The 17,170-nt window shown below is 42.1% G+C and carries 16 protein-coding genes and 1 tRNA gene; 8 read left to right on the plus strand and 9 right to left on the minus strand.

Annotated features, from left to right (window positions below):
• Positions 1–350: 350 nt before the first annotated feature.
• The 4 genes from CDG77_RS09510 to abc-f form a co-directional block, all read right to left on the minus strand.
• Positions 351–1,076 carry a Stp1/IreP family PP2C-type Ser/Thr phosphatase gene (locus CDG77_RS09510; protein WP_094329147.1) on the minus strand — a complete coding sequence of 242 codons (726 nt, stop codon included), beginning with the start codon at positions 1,074–1,076 and terminating at the stop codon, positions 351–353.
• A gap of 19 nt (positions 1,077–1,095) precedes the next feature.
• On the minus strand, positions 1,096–2,781 hold the full coding sequence (locus CDG77_RS09515) for an ABC1 kinase family protein (RefSeq protein WP_094329148.1): 1,686 nt from the start codon (positions 2,779–2,781) through the stop codon (positions 1,096–1,098).
• A gap of 178 nt (positions 2,782–2,959) precedes the next feature.
• Positions 2,960–3,286 (minus strand): DUF6825 family protein, encoded by a 327-nt coding sequence (locus CDG77_RS09520; protein WP_094329149.1) that lies wholly within the window; start codon positions 3,284–3,286, stop codon positions 2,960–2,962.
• Positions 3,287–3,423: 137 nt separating this feature from the next.
• Complete coding sequence (gene abc-f / locus CDG77_RS09525; protein ID WP_094329150.1) at positions 3,424–5,058, minus strand: ribosomal protection-like ABC-F family protein; 1,635 nt, start codon at positions 5,056–5,058, stop codon at positions 3,424–3,426.
• Between the two features lie 424 nt (positions 5,059–5,482).
• Here abc-f and CDG77_RS35295 point away from each other — a divergent pair, with 424 nt between their 5' ends.
• Entirely contained in the window at positions 5,483–5,608 is a 126-nt protein-coding gene (locus CDG77_RS35295; protein WP_442946414.1) for a hypothetical protein, read from the plus strand.
• Positions 5,609–5,671: 63 nt separating this feature from the next.
• On the opposite strand, the gene CDG77_RS09530 is transcribed toward CDG77_RS35295, so the two are convergent.
• Positions 5,672–6,256, minus strand: a complete 585-nt coding sequence (locus tag CDG77_RS09530; protein ID WP_094329151.1) for a Uma2 family endonuclease — start codon at positions 6,254–6,256, stop codon at positions 5,672–5,674.
• A gap of 25 nt (positions 6,257–6,281) precedes the next feature.
• Positions 6,282–8,972, minus strand: a complete 2,691-nt coding sequence (locus CDG77_RS09535) for a CBS domain-containing protein (protein WP_094329152.1) — start codon at positions 8,970–8,972, stop codon at positions 6,282–6,284.
• A gap of 150 nt (positions 8,973–9,122) precedes the next feature.
• On the opposite strand from CDG77_RS09535, the gene psbZ reads away from it, so the two are divergent.
• The 7 genes from psbZ to CDG77_RS09570 all read left to right on the plus strand — a co-directional run bounded on the left by psbZ (position 9,123) and on the right by CDG77_RS09570 (position 16,001).
• The gene (gene psbZ, locus CDG77_RS09540) at positions 9,123–9,311 is read left to right on the plus strand and encodes a photosystem II reaction center protein PsbZ (RefSeq protein WP_094329153.1); all 189 of its coding nucleotides are present in this window, start codon (positions 9,123–9,125) and stop codon (positions 9,309–9,311) included.
• A gap of 190 nt (positions 9,312–9,501) precedes the next feature.
• Positions 9,502–10,080, plus strand: a complete 579-nt coding sequence (ribH, locus tag CDG77_RS09545; protein WP_094329154.1) for a 6,7-dimethyl-8-ribityllumazine synthase — start codon at positions 9,502–9,504, stop codon at positions 10,078–10,080.
• A gap of 327 nt (positions 10,081–10,407) precedes the next feature.
• Positions 10,408–10,479 (plus strand) — tRNA-Gly (locus CDG77_RS09550).
• A 628-nt stretch (positions 10,480–11,107) separates the two neighbouring features.
• Positions 11,108–11,515: a hypothetical protein gene (locus CDG77_RS09555; protein WP_094329162.1), complete on the plus strand. Its 408-nt coding sequence runs from the start codon at positions 11,108–11,110 to the stop codon at positions 11,513–11,515.
• A 4-nt stretch (positions 11,516–11,519) separates the two neighbouring features.
• Entirely contained in the window at positions 11,520–12,785 is a 1,266-nt protein-coding gene (locus CDG77_RS09560) for a glutamate-5-semialdehyde dehydrogenase (RefSeq protein WP_094329155.1), read from the plus strand.
• Positions 12,786–12,922: 137 nt separating this feature from the next.
• Entirely contained in the window at positions 12,923–14,497 is a 1,575-nt protein-coding gene (locus CDG77_RS09565; RefSeq protein WP_094329156.1) for an alkaline phosphatase D family protein, read from the plus strand.
• 652 nt (positions 14,498–15,149) lie between these two features.
• The gene (locus CDG77_RS09570) at positions 15,150–16,001 is read left to right on the plus strand and encodes a universal stress protein (protein ID WP_094329157.1); all 852 of its coding nucleotides are present in this window, start codon (positions 15,150–15,152) and stop codon (positions 15,999–16,001) included.
• A 157-nt stretch (positions 16,002–16,158) separates the two neighbouring features.
• On the opposite strand, the gene psbM is transcribed toward CDG77_RS09570, so the two are convergent.
• From psbM to CDG77_RS09585, 3 genes are all read right to left on the minus strand, one after another.
• Entirely contained in the window at positions 16,159–16,275 is a 117-nt protein-coding gene (psbM, locus tag CDG77_RS09575) for a photosystem II reaction center protein PsbM (protein WP_012407089.1), read from the minus strand.
• 116 nt (positions 16,276–16,391) lie between these two features.
• The gene (locus CDG77_RS09580) at positions 16,392–16,688 is read right to left on the minus strand and encodes a 2Fe-2S iron-sulfur cluster-binding protein (protein WP_094329158.1); all 297 of its coding nucleotides are present in this window, start codon (positions 16,686–16,688) and stop codon (positions 16,392–16,394) included.
• 186 nt (positions 16,689–16,874) lie between these two features.
• Positions 16,875–17,012, minus strand: a complete 138-nt coding sequence (locus CDG77_RS09585; RefSeq protein ID WP_006195022.1) for a photosystem II reaction center protein K — start codon at positions 17,010–17,012, stop codon at positions 16,875–16,877.
• Positions 17,013–17,170: the final 158 nt, after the last annotated feature.

The following is a 17,170-nucleotide window of genomic DNA, read 5'->3' on the forward strand; positions in this document are numbered from 1 at the left end:
AAGCAGATTTTGTCCCGAATCCGATAGTTTCGCTGTTTGAGAAAAACTAAGATGCTTTCTCCCCCAATATGGAGGAAGCTTTGGAAGCTAGGAATTTTTAGGAGGTTGGGGAATGAATGGTAATAAGCGTGAATTATAGTCGCTCTACCTTATTACGTGCAAGATGTCAATTTACCAATTTTATGCAAATTTAGCCTCATTAGGTCACTTTGGAGGCTAAAAATATTTGTATCAAATTGTAAAAACTAAAAATGCTCGCACTGAACAAATTACTGAGTATATCTACCAGATTTGTCATTTGTCAGTTGGCCTTTGTTTAAGGTTAGTGAGGATCGACTAATGACTATTTTTTATTCGAGTGAGACGATGACAACTGTGATGTTATCGTGCCCTCCATGCTCCTTAGCAGCCTCAATTAGAGAGATGGCGGCTTTATCAAGCCAAGGTGCGTCTTGGAGGCAGCTAGCAATCTTCTGTTCAACGAGTTCTTCTGTGAGACCATCACTACATAACAGCAAGCGATCGCCAAGTTTTACATCTAGTGGTTGCACATCAACCTGATGCAAGTCTTCACGCCCTAAACAGCGCGATAATACATGACGAAAAGGATGGGATCGCGCTTCATCAAAGGTGATGTCACCGATTTTGATTGCTCGTGCAACCCAAGTGTGGTCTTCTGTCACCTGTTCTAATTGCGACTCTCGGAAGCGATACAGCCGCGAATCGCCAACATGAGCGCACCAAGGCGATTCTGGGGCGCGGAAAATCACTGCTACAACTGTTGTACCCATGTCGGCACGTTCGGGATGATTTTGCTGATCCCGCAAAATAGCTTCATTTGCACCCCACAAAGCTTGCTCTAGCAACTCTTGAGAAGATTTAGAAGATTCCCAATTTGCTACCAAATACGCCTGAATTTCTTCGGTGGCTATGCGACTTGCTTCCTCACCTCCCGCATGACCACCCATTCCATCGGCGACAATGAAAAATCGCCCTTCTGGGTCGACATAGTAAGCATCTTGATTATTAGAACGAATAAGTCCCGGATCGCTAAAACCCGTGAAATTAAGTTTCATAAATTTTTTTTTGCAACAATTAATGCATACGATCGTAACGGTCAAGGCGTAAAATTAGTCTGATCAGGATCGCTGAAATCCCTAGTGCAATTAACCCAGGCAGCAGTGCCCACCATACATGATTGCCAACCACTAAGATCGTAGCTGAAAGTGTGAAACCACTAATTAACAGAGCATAGCTCATTGAGAGCTGAATACTGCTTTGGCGCCGCAATAGCCGTTCAGTTTCTATAGACCGAACGCGGAGGCGCATGTCTCCCCGTTCTAGCTTTTCTAGCGTATCCTCTAACCTACGTGGTAGACCAAAGGCAGTACTACTTACCTGAGCCGCTTGACGACTTAATTCATTAATAAAGGTATTCCCCTCAGAACCATTCATATCGGTCATAAGCTGCATTGCATAAGGTTTGGCAACTTCCATAAAGTTAAACTCTGGATCTAAACCTTTGCCTACTCCTTCTAGAGTAGAAAAGGCTCGCATCACAAAAGTGAAGGTTGCTGGAAATCTAAATGGCTGATTATAAGCTATTTCATAAAGGTCGTCACTGATTGCCGCCACCGACTGATTTTCAAACGGCTTATCCATGAAATGATCCAGCATGTACTGGACGGAACGCCGGACTGGGCCTATGTCATCGGTTGGGGCGATCGCGCCTAAATCGATCAGAGATTGGACAACGCGATCGCCATCTTTTTGAGCGATACCAAACAGTGTTTGCATCAGTCCTTCGCGCACATTGGATTTAATCCGCCCCATCATGCCGAAATCGTAGAATATTAGAGCGCCACTTGCACTAATGGCAATATTCCCTGGGTGAGGATCGGCGTGGAAAAAGCCGCTATTGAGTAACTGTAGTAAGTAGGCTTGAGCGCCTTGACGAGCGATCAACTTTCGATCCAAACCAGCTGCTTCTAAAGCTTCGTATTGGCTAATTTTAATTCCAGGGAGATATTCTAAAGTCAGCACTCTGGAACTAGCATAACGCCAGTATACTCTTGGGACATTCACCCAATCGTAGCCGCGAAAGTTCCGGCGAAAAGTATCGGCGTTACGACCTTCGTTAAGATAATCAATTTCTTCCCAAAGAATGCGACAACATTCTTCGTAAATACCTAACCAATCTCTTCCCCGTCCCCATTTGGGATGGTTTTGAAAGTAGCGGGTAATTCCCTTGAGAATTTGTAAATCTATTTCAAATAATTTCTTTAATCCAGGGCGTTGCACTTTCACAACAACCGATTCTCCAGTATGTAGCACAGCTTTGTGTACTTGCCCCAAGCTAGCAGCAGCTAAAGGAATCGGTTCAAAATTATGGAAAAGTTCAGGAATTTTTTTGCCTAATTCTTTCTCAATGGTCGCTTCTACTTGCTCATAGCTAAATGCCGGTACTTTGTCTTGTAATTTGGCTAGTTCTTCTACATATTCACCAGGGAAGATATCAGCACGGGTAGAAAATAGTTGCCCAACTTTAATGAAGGTTGGGCCTAAATCCAGCAGGGTATTGCGAATCCAGACTGCTTGGGTTTTGCGTCTTGCAGCTTGCTTTACCTCAGTCACGCCACCCGGATAACTCCAAGATTTGTTGTATAGCCAAAGTTTGAACAATAAGGTCAAGACAAAAGACCAAATGTCCACAAAACGCCGTCTGCTAGAGTATTTTTCCCGATTCCAACGGTATGCCTTCTCTGAATAACCTTGTTCCATATCCTTTGTGTACCGTTGGTTTGCAACCGAATCACTTGAAAGAAAAGACACTCTGATTCCTAAACTGTTTTTTCTTAAGTGTCATTTGTCATTTGTCCTTTGTCATTTGTCATTTGTACATAATTTTTGACTAATGACTAATGACCAATGACCAATGACTAATAACTAATAACTAAATTTATGCAGAAGTTCGGCGATAATGTTGCAATTCTGTTCGTAACAGGGCAATTTCTGCTCGTAATTCATCAATATCTGCTTGCAAGTCACCTGAATCAGAAGTGGTTTGTCCACTACCTGTAGTAGCTTGGCCAGAATTAGCTGATTCTGCTGACCGATTTGCCCGCTCTAGGACTTCTTCTGTAAACTGGCGTAACTGCTCTCTAGCTTCTGCATCAAATTTGCCCAGATCGCTCAAAGCATCGGTCAAGGCGACCTCTAAACGCTCATTCACTACTTCGGCTACTGCTCTGCCTACGAAAAAGGCTTGTACTAGTGGGTTACTCATAAATTTTTGTTACGTTGATCCGCAAGAGAATTATAACTTGCCTGTATGCTTTACGGCTTCTGTTGGGGAGTTAGAGATTTAGAGTTACAATATGCCAATTCAATAATTCGCAGAGTTTACAGGCATACAAAGAAGAGTTACACCGGTCTGCAATAACATATATTGTGACATTCCAGCAATTCTCGATAATATTTCTCTGGTGTACTGGGTAAATAGGTTGTCATTTGCAAAGCTTCCTCTCTCAAGTTGAAACTTTGAGTAATGTTAATCCGGCTGAGGAAATCGATATCGTGGGAAATTACCCAAATAGCACCTTGATAGTCATTTATACTTACTAGCATTTGTTCAACGGTTTCAATATCTAGATTATTAGTTGGCTCATCGAGGATGAGAAGATCGATTTCTGAGATACTGATTATTGCGATCGCTAATCTTGCCAACTCACCCCCACTCAGCACAGAGGCGTTTTTCTGAACGTCATCATATTTAAAGAGAAAGTGTCCTAACTGTTGACGCAAAAGCTGATAGCTGAGATTAGGATTAGCAGCTTGCATATTTTCCAGAATTGTGCATTGTCGATTTACCAATTCGTAGGTTTGATCGAGATATACAGCTTTCATCGCTGGTGCAAGCAAAACCTTACCTGACTCCAAAACTGCTGTTTGGTTTTCCATTCCCAAAATAGCTTTTACCAGACTCGATTTACCAGAACCGTTTGCGCCGATAATGGATATGCGATCGCCAGAGGAGATATGCAGTTGAATATTTTGAATCAAGAGACGTTCTGATATCCTAAGATTTGCACCCTGGATATTAATTAGATTCCGGCATTTTTGATTTTTTTCTTCTAGCTGAATACTTGTAACTTTCGTAGTTTTGACTTTCGTCTCTGCAACCTTTTGATTAGCCTTGGCTACTGCAAGCTCATGTTTCTTTTTTGCAGTTCCGGTAGACACCTCAGCTTTGGTTTTAATCAGTCCTGCTGCCATTCTATCAATACTACCATTCAGAAACTTGGCGCGACCGTTGCGGCTAGATTGGGCTGCGCGTTGCTGTTCTTGTATAGCCGTGGCTTGGGTATGTTTGTGTTCCTTTCTGGCGACTTCGTGCGATCGCATAGCCACCTCTAACTCTATTTCTTTCTGTTCTCGATATTGAGAAAAGTTGCCTCTATATACTTTCAAACCATCAGGTGTGAGTTCCCAAGTAACATCTGTCACTTGGTCTAAGAAGAAAGGTTTATGTGAGACAATCACAAACGCGCCAGTGAAATTTTGGAGAAATAGCCTTAAGCCTTCTAAGGCTTGCAAATCCATGTGGTTAGTTGGCTCATCTAGCAACAGTAAGTTAGGCTGTTGAGATAATCCGATCGCCAGAAATAGTTTTGTAAGTTCTCCACCACTCAAGTTAGTAATTGATAAAGATAAGTCAAGTATTGTGTGGAATTGTGTTTGTAGAATCTCCTCAATATTCCACCATTCATCTGAGATGGAAATTAAAAATTCAAGTACTGTATCTGCTGTAATTTGTTGTCTGATAGTGCTGATTTGTGGCAAATAGTAGACAACACCATTACGCAAAACAGAACCGATGCTGGGGCTAATTTGGCTTGCGAGTATCTTTAAGAGGGTTGATTTTCCTACCCCGTTGCGACCGACTAAAGCAATGCGATCGCCCGCCTCAATACTCACCTGGATTTTTTGAAACAAAGTTCTATCCAAGCTGAGTTCGTAGGCTAAATTCTCAGCTAATAATATTGATTTTTTCTGCATTATTCTCAAACCTCAATTCGCAAAATTCCACCCGCGTGTTCACAACATTTACGGGTTTAGATACAAAAGATTTAGCCGCAGATCCTTGTCAAGCGGTTAAATGTAGATACGAATGATGACAATATTCTTAATACATGACTATGTGAAGTAACCCTGTCAAACTACTTGTGTTTATTCTTGGTTGACATTTGTTGCTTTGGTGCAACAGGTGTTTGGTACTACTTCATTTCTGCTATCTCGTTGGAGTTGTGATGAGGTTTGATATTGACTACAGTGTAGCATGAAAATATTGCGGAAGGCGAGGAGGCGATCGCGTAGCGTACCGGAAATCGCTCTTTCCTGTGGTTAATAAAGATTTTTAACCGCAGAGGCACAGAGAACGCAGAGGTAAGATATTGAGGAAAGATTTATAATTTTACATGAATTGTTTCTGAGGTCATCTGCTCAACTAATATTAACACTTGAAGAAATAACACAACAGGCACAACAAAAAGCAGAACGTTTAGCAGCAAAACTGCGGGAGTTAAATATCGATCCAGATACAATTTAGGCTACTGCGATATCTTCTCTGCGAGACGCTACGCGAATGATGGGCTTCGCCTACGCATTATGATTATTCTTCTGTTTCCAAACTAACTCCTTGATAAATATCGCTGAAGGAAATTTGAAAGTCTATTGACTGGAGCGATAAAATTGCATCCACTGATTCGTATTCAGTTAATACCCATTGACCATTAGCATTTTTATTAAACTGCTCAACCAGATATTCATATTGGTCAATCATTATATATTCTTGTAGTTCGGGAATGGAACGATAAAATCTAAATTTATTGGTTCTGTCGTAGTTTTGGGTCGAGTTGGACAAGACTTCTACAATAATTGAAGGATTTGTCACTTGAGTAGTGCCATTTCCTTCATATATTGGTTTTCCCGAAATTACCATCACATCTGGATAGGTGTAAATCCGATAACGCTGTATCCACAATTTGACATCACCCATGTATATTTTGTAATTTTTACCCCGCATCGTCAATTTAAAATTGGCATAAAAATTACCTGCGATTTCATTGTGATTAGTCGTACCACCAGGCATAGAAACTATTTCTCCATCTCTATATTCATTTTTAGATTCTGATGTCTCCTCTAGTTGTAAATATTCCTCTGGGGTGTAGTATGTTTTTGGTGTTTGTGTTTGCATAAAAACCATATCTGGGAAATATAAATTACAGAGAATAATGCTTGGCTAAAAACTCTTCAGCCTCAACCCTATCTTTAATCACTCCATCCAAGGTAGCAGCAACTACATCATCTAATATTTGCCGATACTGTGGCCCTGGTTTGTAACCAAGTTTCTTTAAATCATTGCCATTTAATAGTGGCTGCACATTCGCCCAAACTGTTAAATATTCCCAAATTTGATGTCTAATTTCTCGCGGACTTGGCAAAGCAATTAAAATCAGCATTGGTAAGTCGTACTGTCGAAGCAACTGCACTACTTGACTAGGGCGTTGCAAAGTGGGTAAAGATTTTATTACTTGACTAAAGCTTTGGGTTAACTTTTTCAACCTAACAATACTATCCTCTTGTAATTGCAGATTTTGTGCTACTTTAACCCGATATTCAGGTGTTAGGTGGGCGATTAATGCTTCTACACGCATTTGCCAGTGAATGAGAGTTTGTTCAGCATCAAATCGTCGCAAACAACGTTCTAACAAACGTAATTGCCGCAGGAGTGAACCATCTAACTTGAGGGTAGGATGAATACATTGCAACGCCCCTAAGTTATCGAGTAACTGCAAAGCTGATTTCCAATAAGGGGCTTCTAGGATGTGCTTTAATTCTGTTTTTAGTCTAGTTTGCAGGGCTGGAGTTTTGCTATTCTCTTGAGCAGTGCGATCGTAAACGCCACTGTTGATGGCATAGCGGATAAACTCTTCAGTTTGCGGTTCAATTTCAAATCCGAAGCGCACGGCAAAGCGCACGCCGCGATAAATGCGGGTAGGATCTTCGATAAAGCTGTTGGGGTGTAAAACCCGAATTTGTTTAGCTTGTAAATCGAGTAAACCGCCAAAAAAATCGAGTAATTCACCTGAGCGGGGAGAGGTGAGCCGCAAAGCGATCGCATTAATGGTAAAATCTCGACGATACAAGTCTTGACGAATCGAACTCGCCTCAACTTCTGGATTCGCCGCCGGGTAAGGATAAAACTCTGTTCTAGCCGTGGCAATATCTACCCATAGCGAATCGAATTCTGGGTCTTTGTGCCACAACAAAGCAGCAGTTTGAAAAGCCCCGTGGATTTCTAAACGAGCCGCAGGGTAAAGTTGTTGGAGTGCTTTTGCTAGTTCCACACCAGCGCCAACATCTGCTGATTTGTGAAAGCCATCAACTACTAGGTCAATATCTTTAATCATCAAGCTACCTACTGTCTCAGCTAACAGCAAATCCCGCACCGCACCCCCGACAAGATAAAGATGCCAACCCCGTTTTTCGGCTTCTTGCGATGCGATGGTGAGTAATTGCCATAACTGAGGAGCAAGTTTATTTTGCAATTGCGGGAGATTAATATTACTTTTCTGTCTCTCTTCTGTCCCTTCTCCGTTTTCATCCCTTTCCTGATGTAATTCCCGCAAGACATCAGTACGAGTAACAAGACCAACTAACTGCTCATTTTCCAATACTGGTAAGCGCCCGATATCATAAGTCACCATTAGCGACTCAATTTGTGGCAGTGTTGTATCTGGTGTAATTGTTTTAAGATTTCTTGTCATGTAGCCCTTGACTGGCGCATGACTAAAGCCGTGGTGTAAGGCGATATCAATATCTCGGCGCGAAATAATGCCTACTAGTTGCCCTTGAGTATCGACTACAGATAAACCAGAGTGTCCATAGCGTAATAAAATGCGCTGGGCTTCGGCAATTGTGGTTTCAGGCAGAATCGTGCGGACAGGAGAAGACATCAAATCCCTCGCGGTGGGGGGATGGGGAATTTGCGCTTTTATCCCGTCAAGGAGTTGTTTTAATATTGCTTGTGAATCAACTCCTCTTAGGTTTAGCGATGCGGCTTGCGAATGACCGCCGCCTCCTAGAAGTTGGAATAATAGGTTAAGATTTGTTTTGGGAATTTGCGATCGCCCAATCACACTTAAGCTTGAATCCCCTTTACCTAGATACTCATTAGCCAACAGTAGGGCATCAATTTCAGTTAATTCCACTAGTTGCGATGCCAGACTCGACAACCCCGGCACAAAAGCATCTGTTTTAAGAGTTACCCAAGCAACCGTATATCCACGCAGACAAAGATATTCTAAATTTTCCAACGCCTTAGTTAATAACTGCTGCAATTGCAAAGACAAGCCAGGGTCACGGTAGTTAGAAATTACCGATAAACTCGCACCTTGTTGCATCAACCAAGCCAAAGCTAAGGCATCCCGTGGTGTGGACTGGTCAAATGTTAAGGAGCCAGTGTCAACGTGAATACCTAAAGCCATTACAGTTGCTTCGGCAGAACTCAGGGAAACTTGCTGTTGTTGCAATTGCTCCACAATTAAAGTTGTGGTGGCTCCTACTGAAGAAATATGCGATCGCGTCGCGGCAATATCTGACTCTTGTCCTAAGTGATGGTCATAAACTATAATCTCTCCAAGATGGGGTAAATCTAACCATTCAGCAGCTTTACCCAAGCGATCGCGCTGTTGAGTATCCACCACAGTCAGAGAACGAATTTTTTCAGGATTCACCGAACGGCGTTCAATTAGCGGATATTCATCCCGATGCAATGCTAAAAAATCCCGTACAGGAGGGTGAGAACCGCCAGTCAGCACAATCTTACTTCCTGGTAGTAGGCGCGTTAATCCTACAGCTGCTCCTAGTGCGTCAAAATCTGCTGTTGTGTGGCAAAGAATTAAATCCATAATTAAGAGTCATTAGTCATCGGTACTTAGACAAAGGACAAATGACTAAAATGTTGCAATTTCTGCTAGCTTAAAAATAATAAGAAAGTGTCAGTGTCGCCCTTTAGGATATTCTATCCTTAGTATTTCGCTGTATTGGGAGAAGCAAAAATGACCATAATATTCCAATTTGCCTTGATAGGTCTAGTCCTATTGTCTTTTATCCTGGTTGTGGGCGTTCCTGTTGCTTATGCCACTCCCCAAAATTGGGGTGAATCTAAAAAACTGATCTGGGTTGGCTCTGGTGTCTGGATTGGTTTGGTATTTTTAGTTGGTTTGTTAAACTTTTTTGTCGTGTAGGCGACCGCTTCGCTCTGGCGCAGGCACATAATATAAGAACTAGAGGGGCAGAAAAGCCAATGGTCTTTGACCAAAGGAGAAAAGAAGAAATTTTTTCCGATTTCCTTTTTTCTAACCGTGCTTTCCTGCTCCTTTACATTTAAATAAGAAATGTATATTGGCCAGAACTATAGTTGATTAAGAGGCAGTCATGGCAGTTTTCGAGGGAACTTTTACCCAAACGGAGCCTTTCCGGTTTGCAGTGGTGATTGGTCGATTTAACGACCTTGTTACCGGAAAGCTGCTAGAGGGATGTCAAGATTGCTTGAAACGCCACGGTGTAGATCCTAACCCCCAAGGTAATCAGGTTGACTATGTTTGGGTTCCGGGAAGTTTTGAGGTACCTTTAGTAGCTCGTCAACTAGCACTTTCCCATCGTTATGATGCTGTAATTTGTCTAGGTGCAGTTATTCGCGGACAAACACCCCATTTTGATTATGTATCCGCCGAAGTTTCTAAAGGCATTGCCGCCGCTAGCTTTCAAACTGGAGTGCCAGTAATTTTTGGCATTTTGACAGTAGACACTATGCAACAAGCCTTAGAACGGGCAGGCATCAAAGGTAATCATGGTTGGGATTATGCGATGAATGCCCTAGAAATGGCAAGCCTGATGCGGCAACTGCGTTCTAACCTAGCAGAGCCATATTCTCGTAACAGCCAGTCTTTGCCAGCCTCTTTTCAAAGTGCCAGCATCGGCAATTTAACGGCCGAGTCAGAAGAACTAGGCTAAATAAGTCATTTGTCATTTGTTATTTGTCCAATGACTAATGACCAATGACTAATGAACGCGATGTGCAACTTATTTTTAGAACCCCACTTCCATTCCTCTCCCCCACAGGGAGAGAGGCTTTGATTATTGCTCCCCTTCCCTTGTAGGGAAGGGGTTGGGGGTTAGGTTTGAGAGAAAGTTGCACACGGCGTTAATGACCAATGACCAATGACTAATGACTAATGACTAATGACTAATGACCAATGACCAATGACCAATGACCAATGACAAAATAAAGGGGTTGACAATAAGGGATAAATCTGAGATATTTGTATATGGCAATTGATTGCGGGTGTGGCTCAGTGGTAGAGCGTCACCTTGCCAAGGTGAATGTCGCGCGTTCGAATCGCGTCACCCGCTTCCAAATAAAACCTCTTGAAGTTAAAAATCTCAAGGGGTTTTGCATTTTTAGGGTGCATTAAAATCTTTGGCGATTCGCGCTGTATTCCTGTGAATCGTTCCCAACTTTCAAAAATTTCGCAGATAGGTAGAATATAAAGTAATTTAGATATGGTGGATAGATTTTACCCATCTAGTAAATAATTGTTCCAATTATGGGGGAATTCAAGCATCTTAGTCTCTTAAAGTTTATGTATATCAGAAATGTCAGACACTGCTGACTGAGATTTAAATGTATCTAAAAATAAATCTCGAAACTTATGCACGGATAGCTGAATCGTATCTGGATATTAAGGGATAACCGCTCCTATGCTCTCAATCTAGTTTTGTCTAGATTTTATGTAGAAGGAAATTTTAAATAAGATTGTCAGTTGCGGGGAAAGACTACAAACAGAAAACTCCGTAATGATAGGAAAATTAGGATACTTAGAGTCTGCTGCATCTACTGTTTGCAATCATGGCGATATTTGCATCGCTAGTCCATGTATACAAAGAGAGCAATTCATAGTAGCAGAAGCTTCTATTGCATTTACCAAAAGATTATATTGTCGTAGTTCGTGTAAAACACGCTCAAGTTACTAGAACGCTTGTGCAATCTCAAAAACCTGAAAAAATAGATTTCAATACTGACTACCCCTGTCCTTGTCGTCGCCGGGGTCAGTTAATTCCGATTACGTTGACAGAAGCATTTGGTTGCGATCGCTGTCAGCAAATCTTTGTAGTAGAAGATAATGGTCATGTCCTAGAACAGCTTTCTACCACCTATCCCTATAAGCGGGCTTGGCGTTGGATGGGAAATAGTTGGCATGTTGTCCATCCTCGCTTGGGAGAAAGCTATCTGCCTATAGCACTTGGCATTATTTTCGTGCTAGTGATTATATGGCTGCCGTTAGCACTGCGATTAGCAAATGGTTCCAGCATTATTGCTTGGGCAATGGTGGCGGTACTATTAGCTATTCTGCCAGCATTAATGGTCTGGCTTACCTACAGACGTTAACTCAATGACTGTTGAAGTTTTAGATGACCACCCCGAACCAATTACTAGCGCCCAACGAGCCTATCAAGCTTCGCTAAAGTTGGGGATCACAAAGGGAGCAGATCGAAGTCGTGCAGTATTGGCGATGGCACAAGCGCTTGAGCGCTCATTTGACGACATTCTCGAAGCCAATACCTTGGATTTAGAAGCTAGTCGAGAAATGGCAGTGCCAGAGTTGATATTAGACTGGCTAAAGCTGACTCCCACAAGGCTAGAGATGACAGTAGACATTCTACAACGGTTGGGGGAATTATCAGATCCGTTGCGGCGCGTCAGAACTGCTGATTATCAACTAGGAGATTCCCAGAGTTACACCCAATTAATGCCCTTGGGAGTGATTGGATTTATTTATGAAGCATTCCCTGATTTAGGGGCGATCGCAGCGGGTTATTGCATCAAAACTGGCAATAGTATAATTCTCAAAGGCAGTACTGAAGCTAGCCATTCCAACGCCGCTATCGCTGAGGCACTGCAAAATGCGATCGCAGAAGTTGGACTACCTCCGGGCTGTGTAGAACCGATCGCAGCCGAAGGTGGTGCTTCCATTCGGGATTTAGTCACCCAAGACCAATACGTAAATCTAGTTATTCCCTACGGACGTACTAGCTTGATACAGCAGGTAGTGCGACAGTCAACTTGCCCAGTATTAAAATCAGCGATGGGTAACTGTTACCTCTACTGGTCGCTAAATTCCAGCTTAGAAATGGTGCGCTGGATGATTCTTGATAGCCATCAAAGCGAACCCGATCGAGTTAATGCGATTGAAAAGGTACTCATTCATCGTCAAGCCTTGCCATCATCCTTAGCAGTTCTGTGGAACAGCTTGATGGAAAAAGGCTTTGAAATTAAAGGTGATGCGGAACTAGTACAAGCTTTTCCTCAGTTACACCTAGTGAAGGAGGGCGAATGGGGAAACCCTTATTTAACGAAGACAGTAGCTTTTAAACTGGTAGATAGCTTAGAGGGTGCGATCGCCTGGATTAATGAACACAGCAGCGGTCATGCCGACTCTATCGTTACTGAATCCTATCAGGAAAGTCGGCAGTTTGCTTTAGGAGTTAACAGTGCCTCTACCTACATCAACACTTCCCCGCGTTTTTCCCGCAACCCCTCGCGGGGAGATTCAGTGTTTCTCGGCATGTCTAACCAAAAAGGTCATCGTCGGGGATTTATCAGCCTGGAAACCTTGACCACCGTCAAGCACATTGTTCAGGGAAATGGCAGATTTTAAATGGGGAATGGGGAAGCAGGGGGAGAAAGAATAAAGAACTAATGCCCAATTCCCAATCTTAAACTTAACAAAATCTTAATTTCTGCTTGATCCTGGATTGCTAGGTTCCTTGTATTTACATCTGGGTAGAGGTGAATATGGAACTTATAGATGGCACGCGCCTCCTAGCAAATCGGTGTAGACGGCGGAGTTTTTTGTTGGGTGCAGGATTCTTAACGGGGTTAACAATCGCTAGCCAATGGCATCCCGTATTAGCTAACTCAAGGTTTTCCGGCTATCCCTTCAGTCTTGGTGTTGCCTCTGGCGATCCTTTGCCGGATGGTGTTGTCATCTGGACACGACTGGCTCCAAACCCACTCTCTGGAGGTGGAATGCCATTGGTAAATGTGCCAGTGCGGTGGCAAGTTGCCCTTGATGAAAACATGAGACAGGTTGTGCGGCGAGGAACAGTACTAGCAACACCAGAGTTAGCACACTCAGTTCATGTTGATGTGCGTGGGCTAGATCCTGACCGTTGGTACTGGTATCAATTTGAAGCGGGTAGGGAAGTTAGCCCCATTGGACGGACTCGCACAGCACCAGCATTTTATAGCTATACCCAACAACTAAACTTTGCTTTTGTCTCCTGTCAAGACTGGCAAAATGGCTACTATACGGCTTATCGGCATTTAGCTGAGGAAAATCTCGACCTTGTAGTTCATCTAGGTGATTACATTTACGAATACGGGCCACAATCTGGTGGACCACGCCAGCATAACAGTCCAGAAATCATCACTCTTGCAGATTACCGCGATCGCTACGCCCTGTACAGAACAGACGAGAGTCTCCAAGCTGCTCATGCTGCTTTTCCCTGGATTGTCACTTGGGACGATCATGAAGTTGACAACAACTACGCTAACTTAACCCCCGAAGATAACCAAACCCAAGAGGCTTTTAAGAAACGCCGAGCTAATGCGTACCAAGCTTACTACGAACACATGCCTCTACGTGAATCTTCGCTGCCGAAAGGGCCAGATGCACTACTTTATCGGCGGTTGACTTTCGGTAATTTAGCCGAGTTCAATGTCCTAGATACCAGACAATACCGCACTAACCAACCTTGTGATGATGGACTAAAGCCTCGCTGCGCCGGAGCTTTTGATCCAAATGCTACCATGACCGGCTCAGAACAAGAGCAGTGGCTACGAAAAGGTTTAGATCGGTCGCGATCGCGCTGGAATATAATTGCTCAACAGGTTATGTTCGGCCAATACAATTTTAATAGTAGTCCAGGCTCCCCCGGGGTATTCAATATGGATCAGTGGGATGGCTACGTGGCTGCACGGAATCGACTATTAAATTTTCTCAACCAGCGTAAACCTTCTAATCCAGTAGTGATTAGCGGAGACATTCACTCTAGTTGGGTACACGATCTGAAGCTTGATTTTAATAACCCCAACTCAACAACGGTAGGCACTGAGTTCGTCGGAACCTCAATTACTTCTGACTTTCCCACATCATTTATTGCTCCAGTTCAAGCTGCTCTACCCAACAATCCCCATACTAAGTTCTTTGATGGTGCTTACCGAGGATACGTCCGTTGCAAACTTACCCCAGAATGCTGGCAAAGTGACTACCGGGTTGTCTCAAGCATCGTTGATTTGAATGCCTCTGTCAAAACCCTAGCTTCCTTTGTAGTCCAAAACGGACAACCAGGAGCGCATCTAAGTTAACGTCAATTCTATCAACCTCTCCCTGACTTAAACTAAATTTCAAGTCTCTCCCTCTCCGAGTTAGAGAGGGACGGTTTTAAGTACTAAAACCAGGGAGAGGTTTTGTTGGTATAAAATATTACTTTATGATATTTAACCCGGAAGCGATCGCTTGTTCAAGGTTACAGCCAACCAATTATTCTAAAGAGTTATTTGGGAATTTCTTTGCAATACTTAACTAACTTCTAATTAAAAAAAGTGAACATAGATTAACAATGATAACTAACATCATATTTTATTAAGTTAATCAGACTAGATTGAGAGTATGCTTAATAATTGGAGTCTAGTTAAGAAGTTAAGTAACTAGGTGCAAATAAACTTAAACTTTTGTTGAGATTTTTTTACTTTGCTATTTGTTTGAGTATTAAATACTAAGAAACAAAGTTTATTTGTGCGAACTTCCTAACTAGTAGTCTGTCAAGTTTAAATTGATGGGTAAGAAAGTTTGTAGTAAGGACTTAAGTCCTTATTTTCTAAGCACTAAAGTGCTTACTACAAACTTTTCATTACTAGCTTGACAGACTACTAGGTTATCAAGTAAAGCGGTGAAAATCCGACTTAAGCCAAATACTAACAGCGAAAACAAAAGTAAACTTAAAAACAATTACGTAAGATGATAAACAAAATTTTGCTGACTGTATCAGGATTGGGACACGCAGAAGAAATGCTCAAAACCCTGAGAGAAATCCCTTCAATTGAATCTGCGAAAGTTACAATTTTGCATGTTGTTCAGGCACAAAATACTGCTGCTACCATGACAACTAAATGGGAAAATGGTGGTAAAATTCTGGCTAATGCCATTCAAACTTTAAACTTAGATCCTAGCCAGGTTTCTTCAATTTTGCGCGAAGGCGATCCCAAAGATGTAGTTTGCCAAGTAGCTGATGAAATCGATGCTGACTTGATTGTTATGGGTTCACGCGGACTTAAGCGACTGCAATCTATTTTATCGAACTCAGTCAGTCAGTATGTTTTCCAGCTATCTTCTCGCCCCATGTTGCTGGTGAAAGATGACATTTATGTTAAAAGAATTAAGCGCATTATGGTGGCAATAGACAATTCTGATTCTGCAAAAAACTGCTTGAAATTGGCACTATTTTTACTGCGAGATATTCAGGGAGGCCAGTTAATTTTGGCAAATATTAGTACAGATTTAGGCGGTAAAAAATCAGAAGTAACCGAGGTTAACTCAGATAAAAATCCAGTTTTAGCAGCCGCAGTTGCAGAAGCTCAAAAACAGGGCATCCAATCTCGTTGTTATATCAGCAGTGGCAAACCTGGTGAAGAAATTTGTCGGTTGGCAGAGGAGTTGAATATAGACTTATTATTGCTCGGTTCTCCAGATCGTCGTCCATCCATCGCTAAGAGTTTTGTTGATATAGACAGACTCATCGGATCTTCCTTGTCCGACTATGTTCGCGTCAATGCCACTTGTCCAGTACTGTTGGCGCGGACGATCGCTTAAACTAAACAGTGCTGAGTATAAGAATTGTTTTAAATAGTAGAGAAGACTGTAGGGGTAATTCATGAATTGCCCCTACACGAATGTTATCAGTTAGCGGTTGATAAATAAAACCCCTACACTACATAGTGCAGGGGTTAATTATTTTATACACGAATTCTTAACTATCTTTTCCACCTTGGCGGCTAGCTGTTTGGATGTACAGGATTAGTAAAAACACAGTGGGAACTAATACGAACAAAATGCTCGCTACGAACCCCAGGTCATTAACTTGCATGGCAAGAAAGCCTCTCTTAAATTTCCAGTCAACAAGATTAGGATACCATTATCAATGACAGAGTTAGCCCAAATTTTTTACTTTCTCAAATGCTAACCACGGATGATCCCAAAAATTTAAGGCTTTGTGACTACACTGACTGAGCCATTCACTAAAGTTTGACAGGCAAGACGGTAATTTTCCGGCTTTTTCTTGAATTTACGATTTTCTACATCTGTGCGGGGAGAAAGATTTTCTAGTCCTTCGACTATCTCGACAACGCAAGTGCCACATTGACCATTACCACCACAATTGGTCATTTTGCCAATAAATGTATATATATCAATGTCATTTTGCATGGCTTTGAGTCGGAGATTTGCACCATCTGCCGCCACGACTTCTTTATTCTCTTTAACGAATTTGATATTACCCATAACTGATTTCCTCCTTGACTCTAAGCTTGGCTTTCAAGGCTTCATATTGACATGGCTTGATTCATATCTTATTTATTATATTAAAACATTACAAAATATTAATAAATGTTAATTTTATAAAATATAGTGCCATAAAAAATAGAACAGGCAATATACCTGTTCTACTCAATTGAAAAATAAATTAACTTACCTAAATCCCACGGCTGCTTGCCAAACGAAAGCAAGTAACAAGAAGAATACAGGGATGACTGGGAGAACGTCTACCAAAGGATCGAAGATTTGGTAAGCTTCAGGCAGTTTTGCTAATAAAAGTGCTGCTTCCATGTTTGTTTAAATCCACCTATCCAACACAGCTTTCATAATTGAGAAGTATCTTAACATGGATTGGTCATTGGTCATTGGTCATTGGTCATTGGTCATTGGTCATTGGTCATTGGTCATTGGTCATTGGTTATTGGTCATTAGAAGAGAAGAACTTTCTG

The organism is Nostoc sp. 'Peltigera membranacea cyanobiont' 213, from assembly GCF_002245975.1.
Taxonomy (GTDB): Bacteria; Cyanobacteriota; Cyanobacteriia; order Cyanobacteriales; family Nostocaceae; genus Nostoc.